Source organism: Fodinibius sp. GM108, from assembly GCF_058386985.1.
Genome location: NZ_JBYEIR010000002.1, coordinates 309,258 through 329,613, shown reverse-complemented (window position 1 = coordinate 329,613; position 20,356 = coordinate 309,258). Strand labels below are relative to the sequence as shown.

At 41.6% G+C, this 20,356-nt stretch carries 17 protein-coding genes; 11 read left to right on the top strand and 6 right to left on the bottom strand.

Going from position 1 to position 20,356, the window contains the following annotated elements:
- Window positions 1–284: 284 nt before the first annotated feature.
- Window positions 285–2,018 (bottom strand): sensor histidine kinase, encoded by a 1,734-nt coding sequence (locus tag ACT3ID_RS04700; protein ID WP_491540832.1) that lies wholly within the window; start codon window positions 2,016–2,018, stop codon window positions 285–287.
- A gap of 176 nt (window positions 2,019–2,194) precedes the next feature.
- Between ACT3ID_RS04700 and ACT3ID_RS04695 the strand changes: the two genes are divergently transcribed.
- Entirely contained in the window at window positions 2,195–2,710 is a 516-nt protein-coding gene (locus ACT3ID_RS04695; RefSeq protein WP_491540831.1) for a lactoylglutathione lyase family protein, read from the top strand.
- Window positions 2,711–2,746: 36 nt separating this feature from the next.
- Here ACT3ID_RS04695 and ACT3ID_RS04690 read toward each other — a convergent pair whose 3' ends face one another.
- Entirely contained in the window at window positions 2,747–3,772 is a 1,026-nt protein-coding gene (locus tag ACT3ID_RS04690; protein WP_491540830.1) for a vWA domain-containing protein, read from the bottom strand.
- 241 nt (window positions 3,773–4,013) lie between these two features.
- The gene (locus tag ACT3ID_RS04685; RefSeq protein WP_491540829.1) at window positions 4,014–4,568 is read right to left on the bottom strand and encodes a fasciclin domain-containing protein; all 555 of its coding nucleotides are present in this window, start codon (window positions 4,566–4,568) and stop codon (window positions 4,014–4,016) included.
- A 292-nt stretch (window positions 4,569–4,860) separates the two neighbouring features.
- On the opposite strand from ACT3ID_RS04685, the gene ACT3ID_RS04680 reads away from it, so the two are divergent.
- Window positions 4,861–6,699: a MutS family DNA mismatch repair protein gene (locus ACT3ID_RS04680; protein WP_491540828.1), complete on the top strand. Its 1,839-nt coding sequence runs from the start codon at window positions 4,861–4,863 to the stop codon at window positions 6,697–6,699.
- Window positions 6,700–6,714: 15 nt separating this feature from the next.
- Here the strand turns inward: ACT3ID_RS04680 and ACT3ID_RS04675 are convergent, their stop codons facing one another.
- On the bottom strand, window positions 6,715–7,077 hold the full coding sequence (locus ACT3ID_RS04675) for a four helix bundle protein (RefSeq protein ID WP_491541106.1): 363 nt from the start codon (window positions 7,075–7,077) through the stop codon (window positions 6,715–6,717).
- A 204-nt stretch (window positions 7,078–7,281) separates the two neighbouring features.
- Here ACT3ID_RS04675 and ACT3ID_RS04670 point away from each other — a divergent pair, with 204 nt between their 5' ends.
- The 8 genes from ACT3ID_RS04670 (at window position 7,282) to ACT3ID_RS04635 (ending at window position 17,613) form a co-directional block, all read left to right on the top strand.
- Window positions 7,282–7,842 (top strand): RNA polymerase sigma factor, encoded by a 561-nt coding sequence (locus ACT3ID_RS04670; protein ID WP_491540827.1) that lies wholly within the window; start codon window positions 7,282–7,284, stop codon window positions 7,840–7,842.
- Window positions 7,839–8,642: a HEAT repeat domain-containing protein gene (locus ACT3ID_RS04665; RefSeq protein WP_491540826.1), complete on the top strand. Its 804-nt coding sequence runs from the start codon at window positions 7,839–7,841 to the stop codon at window positions 8,640–8,642. The genes ACT3ID_RS04670 and ACT3ID_RS04665 overlap by 4 nt, the downstream gene beginning before the upstream one ends.
- A 2-nt stretch (window positions 8,643–8,644) precedes the next feature.
- Entirely contained in the window at window positions 8,645–9,571 is a 927-nt protein-coding gene (locus ACT3ID_RS04660; RefSeq protein ID WP_491540825.1) for a DUF4097 family beta strand repeat-containing protein, read from the top strand.
- A 230-nt stretch (window positions 9,572–9,801) separates the two neighbouring features.
- Entirely contained in the window at window positions 9,802–10,608 is an 807-nt protein-coding gene (locus tag ACT3ID_RS04655; protein ID WP_491540824.1) for a DUF4097 family beta strand repeat-containing protein, read from the top strand.
- Window positions 10,609–10,779: 171 nt separating this feature from the next.
- Complete coding sequence (locus tag ACT3ID_RS04650) at window positions 10,780–13,443, top strand: DUF5916 domain-containing protein (protein WP_491540823.1); 2,664 nt, start codon at window positions 10,780–10,782, stop codon at window positions 13,441–13,443.
- A 1,025-nt stretch (window positions 13,444–14,468) separates the two neighbouring features.
- Complete coding sequence (locus tag ACT3ID_RS04645; protein ID WP_491540822.1) at window positions 14,469–15,425, top strand: threonine/serine dehydratase; 957 nt, start codon at window positions 14,469–14,471, stop codon at window positions 15,423–15,425.
- A gap of 1 nt (window position 15,426) precedes the next feature.
- Complete coding sequence (gene cdaA / locus ACT3ID_RS04640; RefSeq protein ID WP_491540821.1) at window positions 15,427–16,887, top strand: diadenylate cyclase CdaA; 1,461 nt, start codon at window positions 15,427–15,429, stop codon at window positions 16,885–16,887.
- A 39-nt stretch (window positions 16,888–16,926) separates the two neighbouring features.
- Window positions 16,927–17,613: an SIMPL domain-containing protein gene (locus tag ACT3ID_RS04635; RefSeq protein ID WP_491540820.1), complete on the top strand. Its 687-nt coding sequence runs from the start codon at window positions 16,927–16,929 to the stop codon at window positions 17,611–17,613.
- A gap of 301 nt (window positions 17,614–17,914) precedes the next feature.
- Here the strand turns inward: ACT3ID_RS04635 and ACT3ID_RS04630 are convergent, their stop codons facing one another.
- The gene (locus ACT3ID_RS04630; protein ID WP_491540819.1) at window positions 17,915–18,844 is read right to left on the bottom strand and encodes a PIG-L family deacetylase; all 930 of its coding nucleotides are present in this window, start codon (window positions 18,842–18,844) and stop codon (window positions 17,915–17,917) included.
- Between the two features lie 11 nt (window positions 18,845–18,855).
- The gene (locus ACT3ID_RS04625) at window positions 18,856–19,503 is read right to left on the bottom strand and encodes an arylesterase (RefSeq protein WP_491540818.1); all 648 of its coding nucleotides are present in this window, start codon (window positions 19,501–19,503) and stop codon (window positions 18,856–18,858) included.
- 117 nt (window positions 19,504–19,620) lie between these two features.
- Between ACT3ID_RS04625 and ACT3ID_RS04620 the strand changes: the two genes are divergently transcribed.
- On the top strand, window positions 19,621–20,340 hold the full coding sequence (locus tag ACT3ID_RS04620; RefSeq protein ID WP_491540817.1) for an ABC transporter ATP-binding protein: 720 nt from the start codon (window positions 19,621–19,623) through the stop codon (window positions 20,338–20,340).
- Window positions 20,341–20,356: the final 16 nt, after the last annotated feature.

The window sequence follows — 20,356 nt, the reverse complement described above, 5'->3', positions numbered from 1 at the left end:
TTTAATCAATAATTAGTTGCATATCCCGAATACAGTAAGTTTAATAACTTTTATTGGGAAGAAGGAAATCAGCTAAAAGAATTTGCTATTTCCGGAAGGGTGAATATACTATAAACTAAGTTGATTCTTAGCGTTTCAGTCTTTAAAAGAAGTAAATATTCTTATCCTCTCTCCTGGTAATCCTCAATGATCTTCTTCCAATAATTGACCATCAGAAATTGAGAGAGTTATTACTTTTATATTCGGCGGGCAAAAACTTAACCACTTGGTGGAAAAAATATCAGTTATTTGGAGAATGTAAATTCCAATCTAAATTTACCAGCACCGGTGGACATTTTATAGTCTGCTTCAAGTTGCTGCAAAAATGTGTAGATCAGGCGCATACCCAGGGAGTTCTGCATAGCCTCTTCTAAAATAAAATCTGAAGAAAGTCCAGTGCCGTTATCTTGATATATCACCCGTGCATCACCATTTTCTGAAAAGATATTAAGTTCAATAACTCCTTCTTTTTGATTCACAAAAGCATGCTTGTAAGAATTGACAGCAAGTTCATTAATTATGAGTCCTAATGGAATTGCCTTGTTAATTGATAAAGTTACTTTATCAATTTCCACTTTGTACTTTATCGACTTCTCCTCGAATGTGAACATATCAGACAGTCGAGTTAATATTTTTCTGGCATACTGTTCAACAGAAAGGTCCGAAAAATTCTCTGTTTGATAGAAAATCTCATGAATATCAGCAATTGCGAAAATTCGATTCTGGGCTTCTTTTAATTGTTGTCTGGCTTTTTCACTCTCCAGATTTTCTTCATTCAGCATTAGCATACTGGATACAAAAGCCAGGTTATTTTTTACCCGATGGTGAATTTCCTCTAATAAAATCGTTCTTTCTTTTAGTTGATCTTCTATTTTTTGTTCTGCCTGTATCCGTTCCTCGATATCCTGTGCAATCCCATATACGCCCACAATTTCACCATCAATATAGATAGGTAAATTTGTTACCTGGATATGTATCTTTTCTTTCTCTGTACTTAGCCCAACCATCTCATACGATTGAGGTTCACCGGAAGCAGCTTTCTCAAAATATTTACGTACTCTTTCCCGCTCTGAGGGATGAACAAATTGATCAAAGGTTTCTCCATTGATCTGATCCAGTGAAGTATCAAGCAAATTTTCCAATGCCTTATTACCCTCGAGAAATTTTCCTTTGAGATCAAAAGAATATACAGCGTTGGGATTTTGGTCAAACAGGGATTGATACCTTTGAATATTCATTTCCAGTGTGTGCTCCCATTTGCGAATGCTTCTTAGTAGACGCCACGACATCAATCCTCCTACCAAAATCAGAATCATACCCGTAGCAACTGCCGCCCAAAAGTTAATTCTTTCCAGGCGTAGACTCCCTTGTTCCATGACCGAAGCCAATTCATACTGCAGATCAGTAAGGTCTTTATCAATTTGATCTATCTGCTCTACCCACTTCTCTCTATTTAAGTCGTTTTCTAATCTTGTATTATGATGACTTTGAATTTGCGCTGCCAATGAATCCAGTTTATCAACTTGTTGATCAGAAACTTTCCAAAGTTGAAAGGCCTCAATGATTTCGGGTAAATTACTAAACAGATTAGTTAATGTGACCATACCCTCGACCTCCTCATCTGTGAATCTGAAATGATCAAAATAAGCTATAACTTTTTGAGGATCGGTCTCTTCATTCACCAACTCAATACGCGCTTTTTCAACTTCTTGAAGGATATCGATATTATCGCGGTAATCCTTTAAATACTGCTGTGAACCAGTCCTGTTATATTCCCTTAATTTACTTATCGCTTCTTTTCGAATTTCGGTCCAATGAACTTGTGCCGTTGAATAGGATCGAAGAGCAGAGAGGATTTTACCTGTCAAGATTGTGGTTACAACCAATACAATCCCTAAAAAAGCAACTACAGACAAGATACCAACCAGTTTGGCATCTATTGAAAAACGGTTATGTTCTTCACCATTTGACACCTTCATTGTATTTGTCCCCTAGGCTGAATTTACAAAAACCCTATCAATTAATTTTCTTTAATATATATTAATTTAACCTAATATCTATATGGTAGCCGCTGTTAGAGCAAAGGGAACCTATACATAATTAGTTAGTATGCTTTTACAGAACAAAAAATAATTCTCTAAATAGTTAACAGGGTATGACAGATTCAAACAGAATATATCCCAGGTCTTTTTCTCACATTGGAATTACAGTACCAGACATTGATAAAGCTGTACAATTTTATTCAGAAGTCATGGGATGGTATATCATAATGCATCCCAACACCATTGAAGAGGAAAAGGAATCTGCAATAGGTAAAATGTGTATTGATGTCTTTGGGGAAGGATGGGGTAACTTTGAAATTGCGCATTTATCTACGTCTGACGGTGTAGGAATTGAATTGTTTTCTTTTCCCCAGGGAACAAAAGAAGCTCCTGAATTTAATCCCTTTGATACGGGGCTATTCCATTTCTGTGTCCAGGATCCTGATATAGAGGAGCTCGTTGACAAAATTGTCTCCCATGGTGGAAAACAGAGAATGCCGATAAAAAAATACTACCCAAACGAAAAGCCTTTTAAAATGTGCTATGTGGAAGATCCATTTGGGGTGGTGTTTGAAGTTTATACCCATAGTTATGAGTTAACGTATTCTTCCGGAGCTTACGAGAAATAAAGTTATGATATTGTCATAACTTCTCACTTTCAGTCATTAATTAATATTGCATCCGCCGGAAAAACCTTCAGCGGAAAAATCCGTTTCAAAGCTGCCGAACATATCTTCATAAATGGCACGCAGTTCAAGAGTATGCTGGCCGGTCCTCTTGGGAGAACAGTATTCAAGTACATAAAACGAATTCGATTCCGCTTCGAGCTGCTCGGCCACGGCAAGGAATGAATCATTTAGCTGCAGTGAATCCTCTGCCAGCTCAAAACCATCTTTCCCCAAGCTTTCGAGTACGTCCTGGTCAATTTCTCCACCAAGACCAATGCTAAATACCGCATGTTCGCGATTGGCATTTCGGACTGAATCGACGGCTTCGGAAGTGCTCACATACGCTGCCTGATCTGTTCCGTCGGTAAACAGAACCATAGATCCGGCCATCGATATATCCGAATCTGATCGAATCTCTTCTAGTCGAGAATTCATAATAGATAAGCCCTGTATAACTGCTCCATTGAGGTTTGTCGAAGCGTCGTCGCTGATATCTTTATCAATCGAATCGATACCAGAAATTAAACTGTCTTTTTCAGAAGTAAATTGTACAAGCGGGTGAATACTCTGCTCACCATCGAACCAGTACACAGCCATTTCACGGGTTCCGTAAAGTGTTTCTCCTTCAGCAGGCATAGTTTGATCAATAAAGGAAGTAGCTGCTTCTTTTAGATTTGGCAGATCCGAATTGTTCAAGATGCTTCCGCTCAAATCAAGCAGCAGAACGGAAGAGTACAAAAAATCACCGGGATCACGCTGAATCTGGGCCTGCGCTTCCAGTGTGGAGATTTGTGACCCATTTTCATAGATCTCAAAATCGGAAGGCTCCAACGTTGTAAACTTATGATCTTCTCCCAAATCTACCCTGAAAAACAATTTTATTTTGGAAGGCAGCTCTGTTTGTGATTCAATTAGCTCAACATCAATTTCCTGTCCGCTGTTATCATTACTGTTACAGCCGGATACGAGCAAGAATACGCTTAGAATAAAGGTGGCGAAAAAAGGGTATGTAAAATACTTCATGTCTGCCGATAGCTAGCTAACGTTTTGGGGATTTGTTTACTGCTTTAAAAAGCAGAATGCCATATTTGTTCCCATCTACTTGTAATAAAAATTAATAACGAAAGATGGGAAATTTTATTGGAAAGTAATCCTGCTAAAACAGAAAAGAAAGTTTAAAGCCTGGAATTATACTTTTTTCGTATTAAAAATAAAAAACCTGCCGGAGTAAGTATCCGACAGGTCTGGAAGGGAGTTATAATTACTAGAACTGAAATACTTTGTCAACTACATGCACTTTCCCATTTGATGCATCAACAGTACCCAGGATTTTAGCACCATTCACAAATACTTCCCCATCCTTCTCTTCGGATTGAACATACTGGCCGGTTGCTAAATACACGTTCATACCTTCAGCTAACTGCTCTTTACTTAAAGAAGCTGGTGATGCATGCGATGTTAAAATATTAGCCAGTTTTGACTTGTTTTCAGGTTTCATCAACTCATCTAAAGTGCCTTCAGGAAGATTTTCAAATGCTTCATTAACAGGAGCAAAAACAGTAAGCGGACCAGCATTCACCAATACATTTTCAATTTCGGCAGCCTTAACAGCTTTAGCTAAAATTGTATGATCGGGGGATTCGCTGGCGATACGCAGAATATGTGGCTTTGATTCGTTATCAACAACACTAGCTTGTCCGGCATTGACTTTTTTTGTTGATGAATTATTTGAATTCTTATCAGCATTACTGCAAGAAATAAGAGTAAACAGGACAATTACAGATGGCAAAGCGGTCAGAACTCGTTTTAGTTCATTCATGGCAATGGAGAAGTTAGTTTATATATAATGTTTTAAGATCTTTTACTCTTTTTTAAGATAGTGAAATCATCAACTTAGTTCAATAGATATATTTACAAATCTACTGATAAAGTATAGTGTTAAACTTACTTCATATCTTATTTGAAGTGTTCAGCTCATAGAGATCTTACACAAGAAATTTTGCAACATTGGATTTTTAGATAGCAATCAAAAAAGAGAACCTTTTTACCTGCATTTGTATACTTCTTTCTCTATCCTTTAGGCTCAGAATTATCGTATTGAAATAGCTTTTATGAGTAGTTATAAATATACCCGCAAATCCTTATGTCGGGCGCTGGAAAATCAAGTACGACGCCTACAGAATAAAATCAACGATCTCGATCAAATGAGCGGTCGTCTGTCAATGGCCCGGCTGGGTTCTTTCGTTGGCGGATTACTCTTTGTTTACCTGGCCGGAAGGTACGGCCCTGAATGGCTTTTCTGGATTATATTGGCTGGATTTATTGGCGGATTTTGGAAACTGGTCAACGTCCATAAAAGTATTGACCGCACAATAGAACGATTCAAGATCTGGAAATCTATAAGAGAAACACATCTCGGGCGTCTTAATTTGGATTGGCAGAAAATCCCCGAAATAGCTGCGTCGGTGGATTATTCAGACCATCCTTTTGCCCGTGACCTGCTTTTAATTGGCAAGCACTCACTGCTCCAACTTATCGATACTTCCAACTACCAGGGAAGCACGGATCAGCTGACAAATTATTTGTTGGAACTAGAACCGGATCCTGAAGAAACTGATAAAAGACAGGCTGTTGTCAAGGAGCTGGTTGACAAGCCACAATTCCGCGACCGATTGCATCTGCGTGCTGAACTTTTCAAAAAGCAGGAGTTGGAAAATGACTGGTCTCTGCAGGAGTTACAGCAGCATCTGAACCAATCCGGAGAAGTAAACTATACCACTGTCCTCTTGATCCTGGGAGGACTTTCTGCTCTCAACCTGATTTTGGCGGCAGGATATTTTGCAGGAAATATCGGCCCCTATGCTGTTTTCAGCCTGATCCTGTACTTGGTGATCTACAATTTCAACAGTGAAAAAATATCTGGACTCTATAATGAATCATATCAGATTGAAAAGCTGTTAAGCCGACTTCAAGCTGTGCTAAAATTTTTGGAGGAGCACGATTATAATCAACAACCGAAGTTGAAAAAGTTCTGTCGTCCCTTTTGGTCAGCTGATTATTCGCCATCCAAATATGTAAATCGTATTATACGAATTGCCGGAGCAGCTTCCTCTCAGCAGAGCGAGGTAGTCTGGGTCATCCTTAATTTTATTGTGCCATGGGATCTATATTTTTCGCAAAAGCTCAGTACCTATAAGAAAGAATTAGCGCCCAAGCTGTCGGAGTGGGTTGATCACATTTACAAGCTCGAAGCTTATTCGTCGATGGCCAACTTTGCTTGGCTGCATCCTCATTACAATTTTGCACTGCCAGACGCTGAATCCTCAAAACCTGTTGAAGCCACTGATCTGGGACATCCGCTGATCCCTGAACAACAGAAAGTGACCAATGATGTAGCTATTGAACAGAAGGGGGATATCTTTTTGATCACGGGATCCAATATGGCCGGCAAAAGTACGTTTTTGCGGACGATGGGGATCAATCTGGCCATGTGTTTTGCAGGCGCGCCGGTCAACGCTTCTTCGTTTTCAACAATACCTTTTCGGTTATTCAGCAGTATTAATGTTACAGATTCGCTGGACGACGGCCTTTCTCATTTTTATGCGGAGGTAAAACGCTTGCGATCTCTGCTTAATCTGTTGGAGGACGATCACGAGCTTCCGGTTTTCTTTATGGTGGATGAAATCTATCGGGGAACTAATAATCGTGAGCGACTTCGTGGAAGCGAAGCTTTTCTTAAAAATGTGGCCGGTAAAAACGGCGTCGGACTTGTATCAACACACGATCTGGAACTGGCACAACTCGAGGAAACTATTCCACAGCTCAGCAATTGGCATTTTGCCGAAACAATCGAAGATGGAAAGATGAGTTTTGAGTATAAGCTTAAGCCGGGCCCCTGCCCTACGACAAATGCTCTCAAGATTATGGAAATGGAAGGACTGCCAACGTAGATAAGTGATCAGAAGTCAGTTATCAGAATTTAGAATAGCTGCCCGGTAAGCATATAGTAACTTGCTGACCTCATCGAGTTGTTTACTCATTTTCGTTGTATTCCCATAGGATAAATCACCAGCTAGAATCAAATAGTAGCGACATTCCTCAAGGGAACCATGAGCAATATTCATAAATCGCGCTTTGTCTCTAGGTCCTTTCTTTTTAAATCCTTCCGCAATATTTGCTGCAATGGAAATAGCTGCCCGTCTGAACTGGGAAGTTAAACCGTATATTTCACTCTTTGGGAAATTATTGGTTAACTCGTAGACCGCCAATACAAACTGGTGCGCCTTCTGCCAGACAATTAATTCCTGAAATTTTTTTGCTGGTTTCATACTGTCTCCTGTATTCTTTCTTCTGAGTTCTGATTTATAAGTAAGACCCACAGAAAGCAAATCCCTTACAAATAATCTCCCATTCTTTAATTCAATCATCCAGTAATTCAGCCATTCAACAATCTGCCATTCATTTAATCTGTAACCTTTCCGTATTTCATCAGTGTACCATAGTGAAATAAGCAAAATAAAGACAAACCGGTGGTGGATTCGAATTCCGATAATGCATTGATGCTCAAAGTGAAAGAGGGCGACCTGGATAAGCTGGGTCTGCTTTTTGAACGATATAACCAGCGCCTCTATCGCTTTTTTTATCGATTAACGCATCGCCGGGATGTCAGTGAAGATCTGGTACAAGGCGTTTTTGAACGAATCCTGAAGTATCGCGACAGTTATACCAATGATGGCTCTTTTGCCACATGGATTTTTCAGATAGCTCGTAACCTTCAGATCAATCATTATAAAAATAGCCAGAAAAATGAAGAGCTTGGTGATTTTATTAACTGGGATCAGCTGAAAGGCGACAGCCTTGAACCCGAAGAAGAACAGCAGTCAAAAGCTGAATTAAAACTGCTACAGAAAGCCATAAATCAGCTCGATGACACAAAAAAACAAACATTGGTACTTAGTCGATTTGAAGGATTTAAATACAAAGAAATTGCTGAAATCATGAACTGCACCGAAAGTGCTGTTAAGGTTCGCGTCTTTCGGGCAATGAATGAGCTGGAAGTACATATGAAAGAACTCAAAAGAAACAGATTATGATTGATGAAAAATATATCGATCTGGTAACAACATACCTGGATGATTCAATATCTCCGGAAGAGCAGAGTCGGCTAAACAAGCTTATCGATGAAGGGGAGATTGATATTGCAGACATTAAAAAGATGGAAAACCTCTATCAAAAGTTGGGCAAGCTTCCTGCTTCGGAACCTTCGGGGCAGATGCGGGAATCTTTCTACCAGATGCTGGAAGCAGAAAAAGAAAGACATGCCAGCGATCAAAAACTATTGATAGCAGACTGGATAAAAAGTTTCTTTACACCCAAAAAAGTGCAGCGATTCGCCCTGGCTACAATCATCTTTTTAATCGGTGTGCTGGCCGGTAATCTTTTAACACCATTCCAGGATTACCGACAACAAATGGATCAGCTTTCAAGCGAAGTATCAGAAATGCGGGAAGTGATGATGCTAAGCCTGCTCGATGCCCAATCTCCTTCGGAGCGGCTCAAAGCCGTAAATATCAGTACCGATATCTCTTCAGCGGATGACCGCATCATTTCGGCGCTGTTAAAAACGCTCAATAGTGATCCCAACGTAAATGTCAGACTTGCCAGCATCGAAGCCCTGCTCCGCCACGCTGATAATCCTGCTGCCCGGCAAGGATTGGTTGAATCCATTTCAAAACAGCAGTCACCGCAAATTCAGGTGGCGCTGGCTGATGCCATGCTCGCTCTTCAGGAGACACAGTCTGTTGATGATTTAAAGCAGATACTGGAGCAAGAAGAATTAGATTCTAATGTCCGTGATAAATTAAAAAATACAATTGCAGCTTTGAGGAGTTAACCATGAAATTACTTAACCAATTAAATAGATTCGCCGAGTCCATCGATGGAAGTTTTAAGAAGAGCGTGCAAGGATTAGTATTCTTCACAGCTCTGATGATACTCTGTCCTTCTCTCCTGTCGGCCCAAGATTTTACACGTACAATCAGTAAGTCCGCAGAATTTGCCGACCATAGTAACGACGATAATAAATTTCGGATAATGAATATCAACGGCTCGGTTACTATTGAAGCTTATGATGGTGATGAAATCGAGATGACAGTTGATGAAAGCATTCAGGGTACTTCCTCAGAAATTGAACAGGGGAAAAGAGAGCTGGAATATAAGCTTGAACGCCGTGGCAATCTCATTCTCGCCTATCTTGATGCCCCTTTTATCACTCTCAGATATGAAGGGGATGAGATTCACTATCATGTTGATCGGGATGAAGACAGCTACCGGTTTGCACATGATGTGCAAATAAAAGTACCACGCGACATTCTGCTTGAGGCCTCTACTATCAACAAAGGAATGCTAAGTGTCACCGGCAGCTTCAAGAGCGTGGAAGCCAGCAACGTAAATGGTGCTCTGGAATTAAAGCAGATGACATCCGTGAGAAGCGCAAATACCGTTAACGGAGATATTACAGTCACCTATGAAAAGGCACCGGCGGAAGATTCGGAATATCAGACGGTTAATGGCACTATTGAAATTTATACTCCAGCCGACCTTTCCGCTGATGTGTATTTCAAAAGCCTGCACGGTGACCTGTACACCAATTTTGAAAATGTGCAACGGCTATCACCACAGGTTAAAAAAGCAACAAATTCTAATCGCTCTTCTGTCACATATCAAGTGGACAAATTCAGTCCGATCAGAATAGGTAGTGGCGGTCCCAATTTACGCTTCCAGGTGTTAAATGGAGACGTATATATCCGAAAACAATCATGAAAAAAATTAAAAGACATATTCCATGAAAATTAATAGGCAGTGTCACCCTGAGCGGAACGCAGTGGAAACGAAGGGGCTCCCTATAACTACTCGCGTAGAATCTGACAGGCACAATAAAAATATTTTCGATCTGCTTCAGGGAGATTCTTCGACTCCGTCCTGAAGCTTACGAAACTCCACTCAGAATGACATCAACTTTGTTATCAAGTCAACAAAAATACTCTAGCACTATGAAAATTCTCAAATATATATTGCCGCTTCTTTTAACATCCCTTATTCCGTTACAAATCCAGGCACAGGAACAAATTGCCGTTCCACTTTCAAATCCCGGTGAACCCGGTAAGCTCAATATTGGCATCGTTCGCGGTTCGATCACTGTAAATGGATATGACGGAGAGGAAGTCCTAATCTCTTATGGTGGAGATGGTAAAGAAGAAAGGGAACAACAAATCACCAAAAATGGACTACGTAAAATCTCCAATAATTCTGTGGGGTTCGAAGTCAGTGAAAATAACAACGAGGTAGATGTAAATGGGGCTTCGCCGATGCAAAATATAAATTTTGAAATATCGGTACCGCGTAATTTTTCACTAAAACTCTCTACCGTCAACGGCGGTGTAATCCGCGTCGAAAACGTAGAGGGAGAAATGGAGCTCAGCAATGTCAATGGTGATATAACACTCCGCAACGTTGGAGGATCTGCTTTGGTGAATACTGTTAACGGGGAGATTGAAGCTTCATTTCAAAGTGTAACACCGGATAAACCGATGGCTTTTAGTAATCTCAATGGAGATATCGAGGTTACACTTCCTAGCGATACCAGGATGGAAGCTAAAATGAAATCCGAATGGGGCGAAATTTTCACCGATTTTGAAATGGATATCCGCCGCGAGAATAAAGAAAATGTAAAATCCTCTTCTCAGGGCGACAACTTCAGAATATCCGTCAACAATTGGATTTACGGAAGTATTAACGGAGGCGGTCCTGAATATCTCTTTAAAAGTATGCGCGGAGATATTTACATCAGGAAACAATAAAAGTGTAATGGGAAGTGAGCTCGCTCGTCTATCGATATAAACAGGTTCACGAATATTTACAATTCTTTTGCAACCATCTGACAAAGTCAACGAATACCTTAAATAAATCTTAATACCATTTTTTCGATGTATTCTCATAAACAAATATATAGTATACCAATTTTGTTTTGTTTGCTGCTCACAGTTACCGGCAGCAGTATCGCTCAGGAATCATATACAGAAAACAAAGCGGCAAAAAATTCCGATTCTTCCCTTCGGTCGCTGGAAGCGATAAAATTAAATACTCAAAATGAGATAACCCTGGATGGCGAGCTTGAGGAAGCAATTTGGCAGCAAGTTCCTGTTGCTACCGATTTTGTACAGCGTACTCCTGATGAAGGAGATCCAGCCACAGAGAAAACAGAGGTTCGGGTTATCTATTCAGATAATGCCCTTTATGTTGGCATTCGTGCCTATGACAGTGCCATGGATTCTGTTGCAGCAACGCTATTTCGAAGAGATGGCTCTGCTTACAGCGATTGGGTGTATGTGAGTATCGACAGCTATAATGACAATCGGACCAGTTTCAGCTTTGCCGTGAACCCCCGGGGTGTACGAAAAGATATTCTTACATATAATGATGATAATGAGGATATCAAGTGGGATGCTGTCTGGGAAGTAGAAACCACCATTCAGCAAGATAGCTGGACTGCTGAAATGCGTATTCCCCTCTCCCAACTTCGCTTTGACTCCGATAAACAAAATCAGACCTGGGGAGTGAATTTCCAGCGCAGACTAGCGCGCAAGGAGGAGATTTCATTTTGGTCGCCTACCCCACAAAATGCTTCTGGTTTTGTTTCTCGTTATGGAAGCCTAAAAGGTATTGCAGATCTTCCAGATATAAAGCGACTTGAAGTCAGACCCTATGCATCCGGAAATCTAACCCGAAGTCCGGGCGAAGATGCTAATCCATTTTATAATGAAAATGCTTGGTCCGGCTCTGTTGGTGCTGATGTCAAATACGGCATCACTTCCGACTTCACGCTAACTGGTACTATCAATCCGGATTTTGGACAAGTTGAGGCGGATCCTGCAGTCATCAATCTGAGTGCATATGAAACTTTTTTCCCCGAACAACGCCCCTTCTTCCAGGAGGGTACTGATATTTTTGAATTCGGACGCACCCAAACCTATAACACTTTTGGAAATCCATTGGTGTTTTATTCTCGCAGAATTGGCCGACAACCACAGGGGAATATCTCCGATTCACGATTTGATGCCGAATTTACGGATACTCCTGAACAAAGCACCATTGCCAGTGCTGCTAAAATAAGTGGTAAGACAGATGGCGGATTTTCATTAGGTATTTTAGATGCATTTACACTTCGTGAAAATGCCCAATTCAGAACTACTGAAAATGAAGATGGTAGTATCAGCGTTGAGCCCCCGACCAATTATTTTGTAGGACGAGTGAAACAGGATATTAATGAAGGCCAAACGGTGATTGGTGCTTACGGAAGTGCTGTGAATAGAATGATAGACACCGAGTATTTAAAAAATTCTCTGCACAATTCTGCGTATATAGGCGGGATGGATTTTGAACACAGCTGGGACGAACGGAAATGGATTTTAAGCGGTACCATATCGGGGACACAGGTTAATGGAACGACCGAATCTATCTTGCAAACGCAACGCAGCAGTGCCCGTTATTATAATCGCGTGGATGCGGACTACCTCTCCGCTGATCCGAATAAAACAAATTTAAGCGGGTATGCGGGAGAATTTTCATTTGGAAAATTTGGCGGTGACCACTGGAAAGGTTCGCTTACCTATTCTGTTGCCAGTCCTGGATATGAAGTAAACGATATCGGATTTCAGAACCGGGCGGATTATCATGCTGCCTCGTATTTGGTACGATATCAGGAGACAAACCCTGCCCGTCCATTTCGGAATTATAATGCTGCCCTGTATGCCAATCATTCCTTCAATTTTGGCGGAGATATGATTAATAACGGCTATGGATTCTTCAGTAATTTTAGCTTCACGAATTTGTGGAGGTTAAATCTCAATGCTGGTTATAGTGGCAAAGAGTATGACGATCGCCTTCTCAGAGGTGGACCGTTAGCACAATCTCCCACGGGCAATTATTATTCGGCAGTTATATCCACTGATGAATCAAAGACAATCTCGTTCGCTCTCGGCCATTTTCGCGGTCAGAATGCAGCGAGCGAAATAGAACGCGACGTATTTCTGGACATGACCATACGTCCTACTTCTTACATACAGATCACGGTTGGTCCCAATTACAATTATCAAAAAGACACTGACCAGTACGTAGATACTATCGAAGATGATTTGGCAATCGATACATATGGTCATCGTTATATATTCGCGGATACAGAAAGAAAAGCGTTTTCGACTAGTTTTCGCTTAGATTGGACGTTTACTCCTGAAATGAGTCTTCAAACATATATTCGCCCATTTATTTCCAGCGGAGATTTCTACAATTACAAAGAGTTTACCACACCACGCGAATTTGAGTTTGATATCTACGGAGAAGATCGCGGTACCATCCAACTAAATGAAGACTCATACACAGTGGACCCTGACGGGAACGGACCGGCCCAATCGTTTTCTTTCGATGAGCAGGATTTTAACTTCAAAGCCATACAAACGAATGCCGTTTTTCGCTGGGAATATATGCCAGGTTCTACATTTTATCTCGTATGGCAGCAAGATCGGTCCGCTTCAACAATGCATAATGATTTCAGATTTCGTCGCGATGTGAATCGACTGTTCGATTCCCGACCTACGAATGTCTTCTTGATGAAACTCAGCTATTGGTTCGGCACATAAGCTCTTTTTGTTAGCTTCCTAAGCAGAGCTAACCTCATGAAGGGCCTCAATCCTCACCGGTTGAGGTCCTTTTTATAGCGATTGAAGGTAGAATAGCTGTTCCAATATCCTATCCTAGGAAAAAGCTTTTCCAGTAGCCAGCAGAGCTTGGGAGCAAAAGTAACAGGATATTCTTTAAACAGGAATTTTCAGAAAAAAATGCCATGAGGATTTTTCATCCATCGACTGGCAAGCCCAGCCAACTGATGGAGTTGTTAGATAGTATTTCTGCGCTATGTCCGTTGATTGGGGATTTGAAACACGGTCGGAGTGCGGGATGGGGACGAGGTATTTCCCTTCGACATCATTGCGGGCTTGACCCGCAATATCGCATAGCAATCGACGAGATCTGCCGACTAATCAGAACAGCGTTTCTGTAGCACGAGCAGATCTTACTTAGCTAAAGCTACATATGACAGGCGCTCGTGGTATGTTTTCCTGTCCTATGCCCGGCCTTAAAAGGACCGGGCTATGGAATAAAACAAAAGCTATCTGAAGACAGCTTATCTTTCACTGACTGCGAATAATATCGGAAATTCTTTGAGATTGCCATAATAGATTCTCAACTCTGTCCCCGGCTGGTGGACCCGCTCGAAATGACACCGAGGGCGGGATAGGGATTCTGTCCTTGGACGTCTTGGAGTTCCAAATACTTTCGGAACGGAACAGAGGGATCCATCATGGCTATAATAGACTAAATACCAAGATTGATTTCCCCGCTTCGTTCCTTGGAACATACAACGAATTCTACAGGGCAGGTCGAAATTACGTCGGGGCTTATGAATGACGAATAATTATCCGAATTGTTTTCCCTTTAAAAAACTTTATGTATCCTCAATACATGAAACTTTCACCTGAGATCATCTGCAAACATTTTTTAATAGTCATCCTTTGCTTTTCTTCTGTATTAGTTCTTTAGGTGCAGGAGGATTAGACCATTGATTTCAAAATTTATCTTACCAGTAGCTATCGAAATTACATTTGCTATGAAATTATTTGATGAAATTGTACAGGCGCAGAAACGTATTTCAGAAAATATCCTGCACACGCCTTTGCTCTACTCCAACTGGCTAAGTGATTGTTGTGATGGTGATGTGTATCTCAAGCTTGAAAATGAGCAGGTCACAGGTTCTTTCAAGGCACGCGGTAGTCTCAATAAACTGAAGTGGATTCAGGAACAACAGCTGGAGGCTTTGCCAGTCACAGCATCCACCGGGAATCACGGACTTGGATTCGCCCGGGCCTGCGATTTACTCGGCATTGAAGGCAAGGTTTTCTTGCCGAATAACGCTGTATCCTCAAAAGTTGAAGCAATTCGGGCTTACAATGTGGAGCTTGAATTCCATGGGGATGACCCATTTACTACTGAAACTTATGCCCGTCAGCAGGCCGAGGAACAGGGATGGATTTATGTCTCTCCCTACAATGACCCACAAATCATTGCAGGACAAGGTACTATAGGAATTGAAATTACAGAAAAAATCGCCCGACCTGATAACATTCTGGCCACCGTAGGCGGGGGCGGACTCATATCCGGCATTGCCACTTATGTAAAGGAAAAATCATCCCAAACGAACATCATCGGATGTCAGCCGGAAAATTCTCCGGAAATGAGTGTGAGCGTCAACGCCGGAGAATATCGTGAAGTTGAATCAAAACCTACTTTGTCGGATGGTTCAGCCGGCGGCTTTGAACCTGACGCCATCACCTTTGACATCTGTAAAAAGCAGATTAACGATTTTATTCTCATTTCCGAAAACGAAATCAGGGAGACTATACGTTCTATGATAAAATATCATAATAAAATAGTAGAAGGATCGGCGGCTGTTGCAGTCGCAAGTCTTCTGAAGTATCCGGAGAGATTCACTGATCAAACAACAGTTATCATCGTCTGCGGGGCAAATATTCCACTAGAAAAACTTCAAAAAATTATCTGTAGATGATATGCTAGAAACCCTAGGTTCCGGCCTGCAAGAGTTCGCCCGTAATGTGCGTATTGTTGATATCCTGGACATCGCACTCATTTCGTTTGTTTTTTACTTACTGATTAACTGGCTGATCCGCAGTATTTCCAGACGCACACTAATTGGATTTTCCCTGCTATTTGTTATTTATATCGTTGCCCGCCTTTCGGGTATGTACCTGACCGAATTGCTTATCCAGGGTCTTTTTATCGTAATCCTAATAGGATTGGTTGTCGTTTTTCAGTCCGATATCCGCCGTATCGTCGATCGCATTGGCAACTGGAGGTTTTTTTCCCGGGATAATAACACCTCCTATTCAAATTCAGCTACCGACACAATTACTGAAGCTGTATCCCGAATGGCTGAGGAAAAAGTTGGAGCCTTAGTTGTGATTCGGGGAGAAGAAAGCTGGGATCGACACATCGACGGGGGGATAAAAATGGAAGGTGAACTTTCCATTCCCCTTCTTCGGAGCATCTTTAATCCTACCGCTCCCGGCCATGACGGTGCAGTATTGATAGAAGGAGATACAATAGTACGTTTTGGGACACACCTTCCGTTGTCGAAAAATATGGGTGAAGACTTTGCCGGCGGTACACGTCATGCAGCGGCGCTCGGGCTATCCGAACGCAGCGATGCCCTTGTAATTGTAGTCTCGGAAGAACGGGGAACGGTAAGCATTGCCCAGCAGGGAGTGTTAAGAGAACTGGATTCTACCAGTCAGTTAAAAAACTCTCTCGATGACTTCTGGAATAACCATTATCAAAATAAAGAATCTACTTTTGCTAACGGATGGAAAGCAAAAAATATCCGTACTGCCATTGCTTCAGTAACCCTTGCTGCGGTACTTTGGTTTGCTTTCGCCTATCAGACAGGTACTGTTTATCGCTCATTTTCTGTGCCTATTGAATATCGAAATTTGCAAACTAATGAAGAGATTGTACAAGAATCACTTCCCATGCAAACACAGGTTACTCTAGCCGGACCTGAACAAGCTTTCCGTTCCCTTAATCCCCCAGACCTGGTCATTACGTTTAATCTGGAAGAGGAAAATGTGTCTTCCGGAGAGCTTATTATTACCGAAGATCATATTGAAATGCCAAATGATTTACAGTTGTATGATGTAAATCCACGGGCGCTGGAGATTGCAATAAAGGAGGTAGAACAGGTCACACTGCCGATTAAGATACCGACTGTTGGCAACTTGTCAGAACAACTGGAATTAACAGAATTAAGTATGGATCCGGATAGCATTACTATCAATGTCCAGCAAGGTACTGCTGTTCCTGATTCTTTGACCACAGAACCTGTTGATCTCTCAGAAATTGATGAATCAACAGAAATAGAACGTCCCCTTGTTCTACCATCCGGAATTAATTTACCCGAAGATACATCTCGCAATATTACGATTGGTATAAAGATTCAAGAAAAAACGGAGTAACGGGTCTTACAACAATTAAACTTAAATAAACTTACTACTATGCGGTTCATCATAATTTTGTTTATATCTATCTCATTTATCGCCGGAACAGTCCAGGCACAGGATTTAGAACAGAATGTAATTACTGTTCAGGCTTCTGCCGAAGAACTCGTGCCGGCAGATGAAATCTCATTTCGAATTATGCTCAATGCCGAAGCAAACACTCCACAGGAAGCTTATGAGACACATCAAAAACGGGAAAAGGTGTTGGTTGATCTTCTTAACAAACACCAAATCAGGGAAAGAAATATAGATTTTGATCCGATCTCAATTTCCAAACGGTATAACAATCACTCTGTTGACCGTGAACAAAAAAGGGTTATCACACGACAACAGGTGATACTGAAACTTGACGATTTTGACACCTATGAAACGATACAAATTGCCCTGATAGAAAATGGATTTGATGAATTCAGCGGGAATTTTACCTCAACTGAGTCTGATCAGGCAGAAGATGAGGCACTGCGAAAAGCGCTGCGAACGGCCCGTGAGAAAGCAGATATTATTGCCAGGGAAACAGGATTGCGGATCGAGGGGATCAAAAATATCAGCTATTCTTATAACGGAGGGCCTCCCCGCCCGATGATGGAGATGCGAACTGCCTCAGACTCCGGCGGATTAATGGAATTTGATCAGATGGTTAGTGTTTCTGCCAATGTAACAGTGAACTATCGCGTTGAGAACTAATGTTAACTGCTGGAGTGCATTCAAAAAACCATTTATTGTCATGTCGAACCCTGTCCTGAACCCCGACAACTGTCGGGACAGGCTTGATTCAGGATCTCACAGCATCCGTAAGCAATTGTACTTTAGAGCTTTTAAAAACAATTTTGCACCAGACCCTGAATTAAATTCATATAATAACTTCAGCACGAGTGACGCTCGCGCTCTTACATCCGACTTCATCAAGGGTTGCACACCAGAGGTACGCAACCGGGTTAAGGTTTTATCTCTCGTTCCGTATCTCCGGTGCGGAACGTAAACCTACCTACTCCCTGGCAAATTCGATATCCGGATTACGATAAATCGGCACTTCATTAACAGCGTCAAAATAGGTACGTGCTTTATCAACCTGCTTCTTTGTATTAATTGCATACGGCATATACAATTCAACCTCGCCACGACTCATCAGCAACTGCATTGTACCCTGTGACTTGTGCTCAGCAATCACCCAGTTGGCGATAATCTGATAATTCAGGCGATTATCATGACCAAATTTTTGGGTGCGGTCAAACCTCATATGCGATGCCTCCTCCATCACTTTTGAAACCGGATACCCTACAAGCTGTCTATAAGACGAGGCATTATTAGTTAAGCCTACGATATCAGTTGCCAAAACTACAGGTCGTTCTTCTTTATCTAGCTCCTGAACAGCTTCTAAGGCCAAAATAGCAGATGCTTTATGATGTCCGTGTGTTTCTTCACTTGGTGTCATTGTAAATACAAAATCGTACTGCTCATTTTTCAGGATTTCTATCAGCCGCTCCTTAATCCAATCCGTATTCCATTTTGAAAGAGCATTTTCTATATCCGTTGAGAATTCATCATCCACCTGATCGAAAAAGAAGTAGTTACGCAGTCCTACAATTTCACCGCCATTCATCAGCTCTCGCTTACGAATTCCCGGCAGATATTCACGGCCGACTTCTTCCCTATCAAGCTCACGATCATAAATAAAATTTCCCAGTGTAGAATATCGATATCCTCCTTCGCCATTTGTCATAATCGCCAGATCGACCACCCCATCCAGCAAGTGCGTAGTCTTAAACACAGTGGCCGAAAACAGAGCATCATCATCAGGGTGAGCTGTAACCAGCAGTATTTTTGGCTGATAATCGAGATCCTGGGCTGTAACCCCATCCGAAAAAAATAACGGAAGCAGTACAGCCAGTAATACTACAAAGTATTTTTTTAGCATAGCGTAATAATTTAGTTCGTGTGGTGTTGTTGCCTAATAGTCTCTAAAACAGGCTTCAGCGTATCCCAAACTGTTTCTGCTATAACTTTGTGTCCCTCGGCTGTGGGATGAATGTCATCCGACTGATTGAGCTCAGGATTTCCCCCCACCCCCTCCAACAGAAAAGGTACTAATTTAACATCATTTTTTTGAGCCAGATCAGGATACATCTCCTTAAACTGGTTGGTGTATTCCGGTCCCAAATTCGGAGGTACCTGCATACCGGCAATGATTATCTCTGCATCCGGATATTTTTCTTCCACCTTATTAATAATCTTTTGCAGGTTATCTTTAGTCACATCCAAATCTACGCCTCTTAAACCATCATTACCACCAAGTTCCAGCACAAATACCGACACCGGCTGATTCAGTATCCAGTCCACACGACGCAAGCCCCCGGACGAGGTTTCTCCGCTGAGTCCCGCGTTCACGGCATTAAAGTTCCAGCCGAGTGAATCAATTTTCTGCTGTATCAATGCAGGAAAAGCCTCTTTTTTTTCAATTCCATAACCTGCAGTAATACTATCCCCAAAAAAAAGAATACGTTTAGGGTTATCCTGTCCGTAAGTTACCCCGGCCAATAAAAACAGGATAACAAAAATTGTTAAAATCCGTCTCATTAATTTGTCTATTGTCCTATATCTTGTTAATTCCTGTACTCAATGGAAACGCTCTCTGTGAAGGAATGATTCACCTGCCAGCGTATGTTAAAACTATCAATTCATTAAATACTTTTTATGGCTTCAAATATAATGCTGGAAGTTACAAATCTAACACAACAATTTAGAAGTGGCGATCGCGAACTTACCGTACTCGATCACGTAGATTTTTCTGTTGAGGATAGTACCACCTGTGCCATTGTAGGACCATCCGGCAGCGGTAAAACTACACTGATCGGTCTTTGTGCTGGTCTGGATCGCCCCACTCATGGAGAGGTCGTGCTCAATGACATTAAATTAGGTCCGCTCAATGAAGATGAGCGTGCTGAAGTCCGAAATCAATATGTGGGATTTGTCTTTCAAACGTTTCAGCTTGTACCAACGCTGACAGCGTTGGAAAATGTGATGGTACCGCTGGAGCTGCGCGGAATTGATACGTCAGAAGTACAGCATGAAGCCGAAGAACTGCTTTCGGATGTGGGTTTGGCCGATCGAATGAGCCATTATCCGGCCCAGCTTTCCGGCGGTGAACAACAGCGGGTGGCTATTGCACGGGCATTCATCAATAAACCGAAAATACTTTTTGCCGATGAGCCTACCGGTAATTTGGATACAGAGACGGGCGAAATGGTTGAAGATCTTCTTTTTGATTTAAATAGAGATCGCGGGACAACACTTGTACTCGTTACGCACGATCTGTCGCTTGCTAAAAAATGTCAGCGCATCATCCGCTTGAAAAACGGAAAGATCTTTAAGGATGAATGGATTGGCAGTGCGAAAGTAGAAAAAGTAAAATAACTCCTCACCTGGTTTC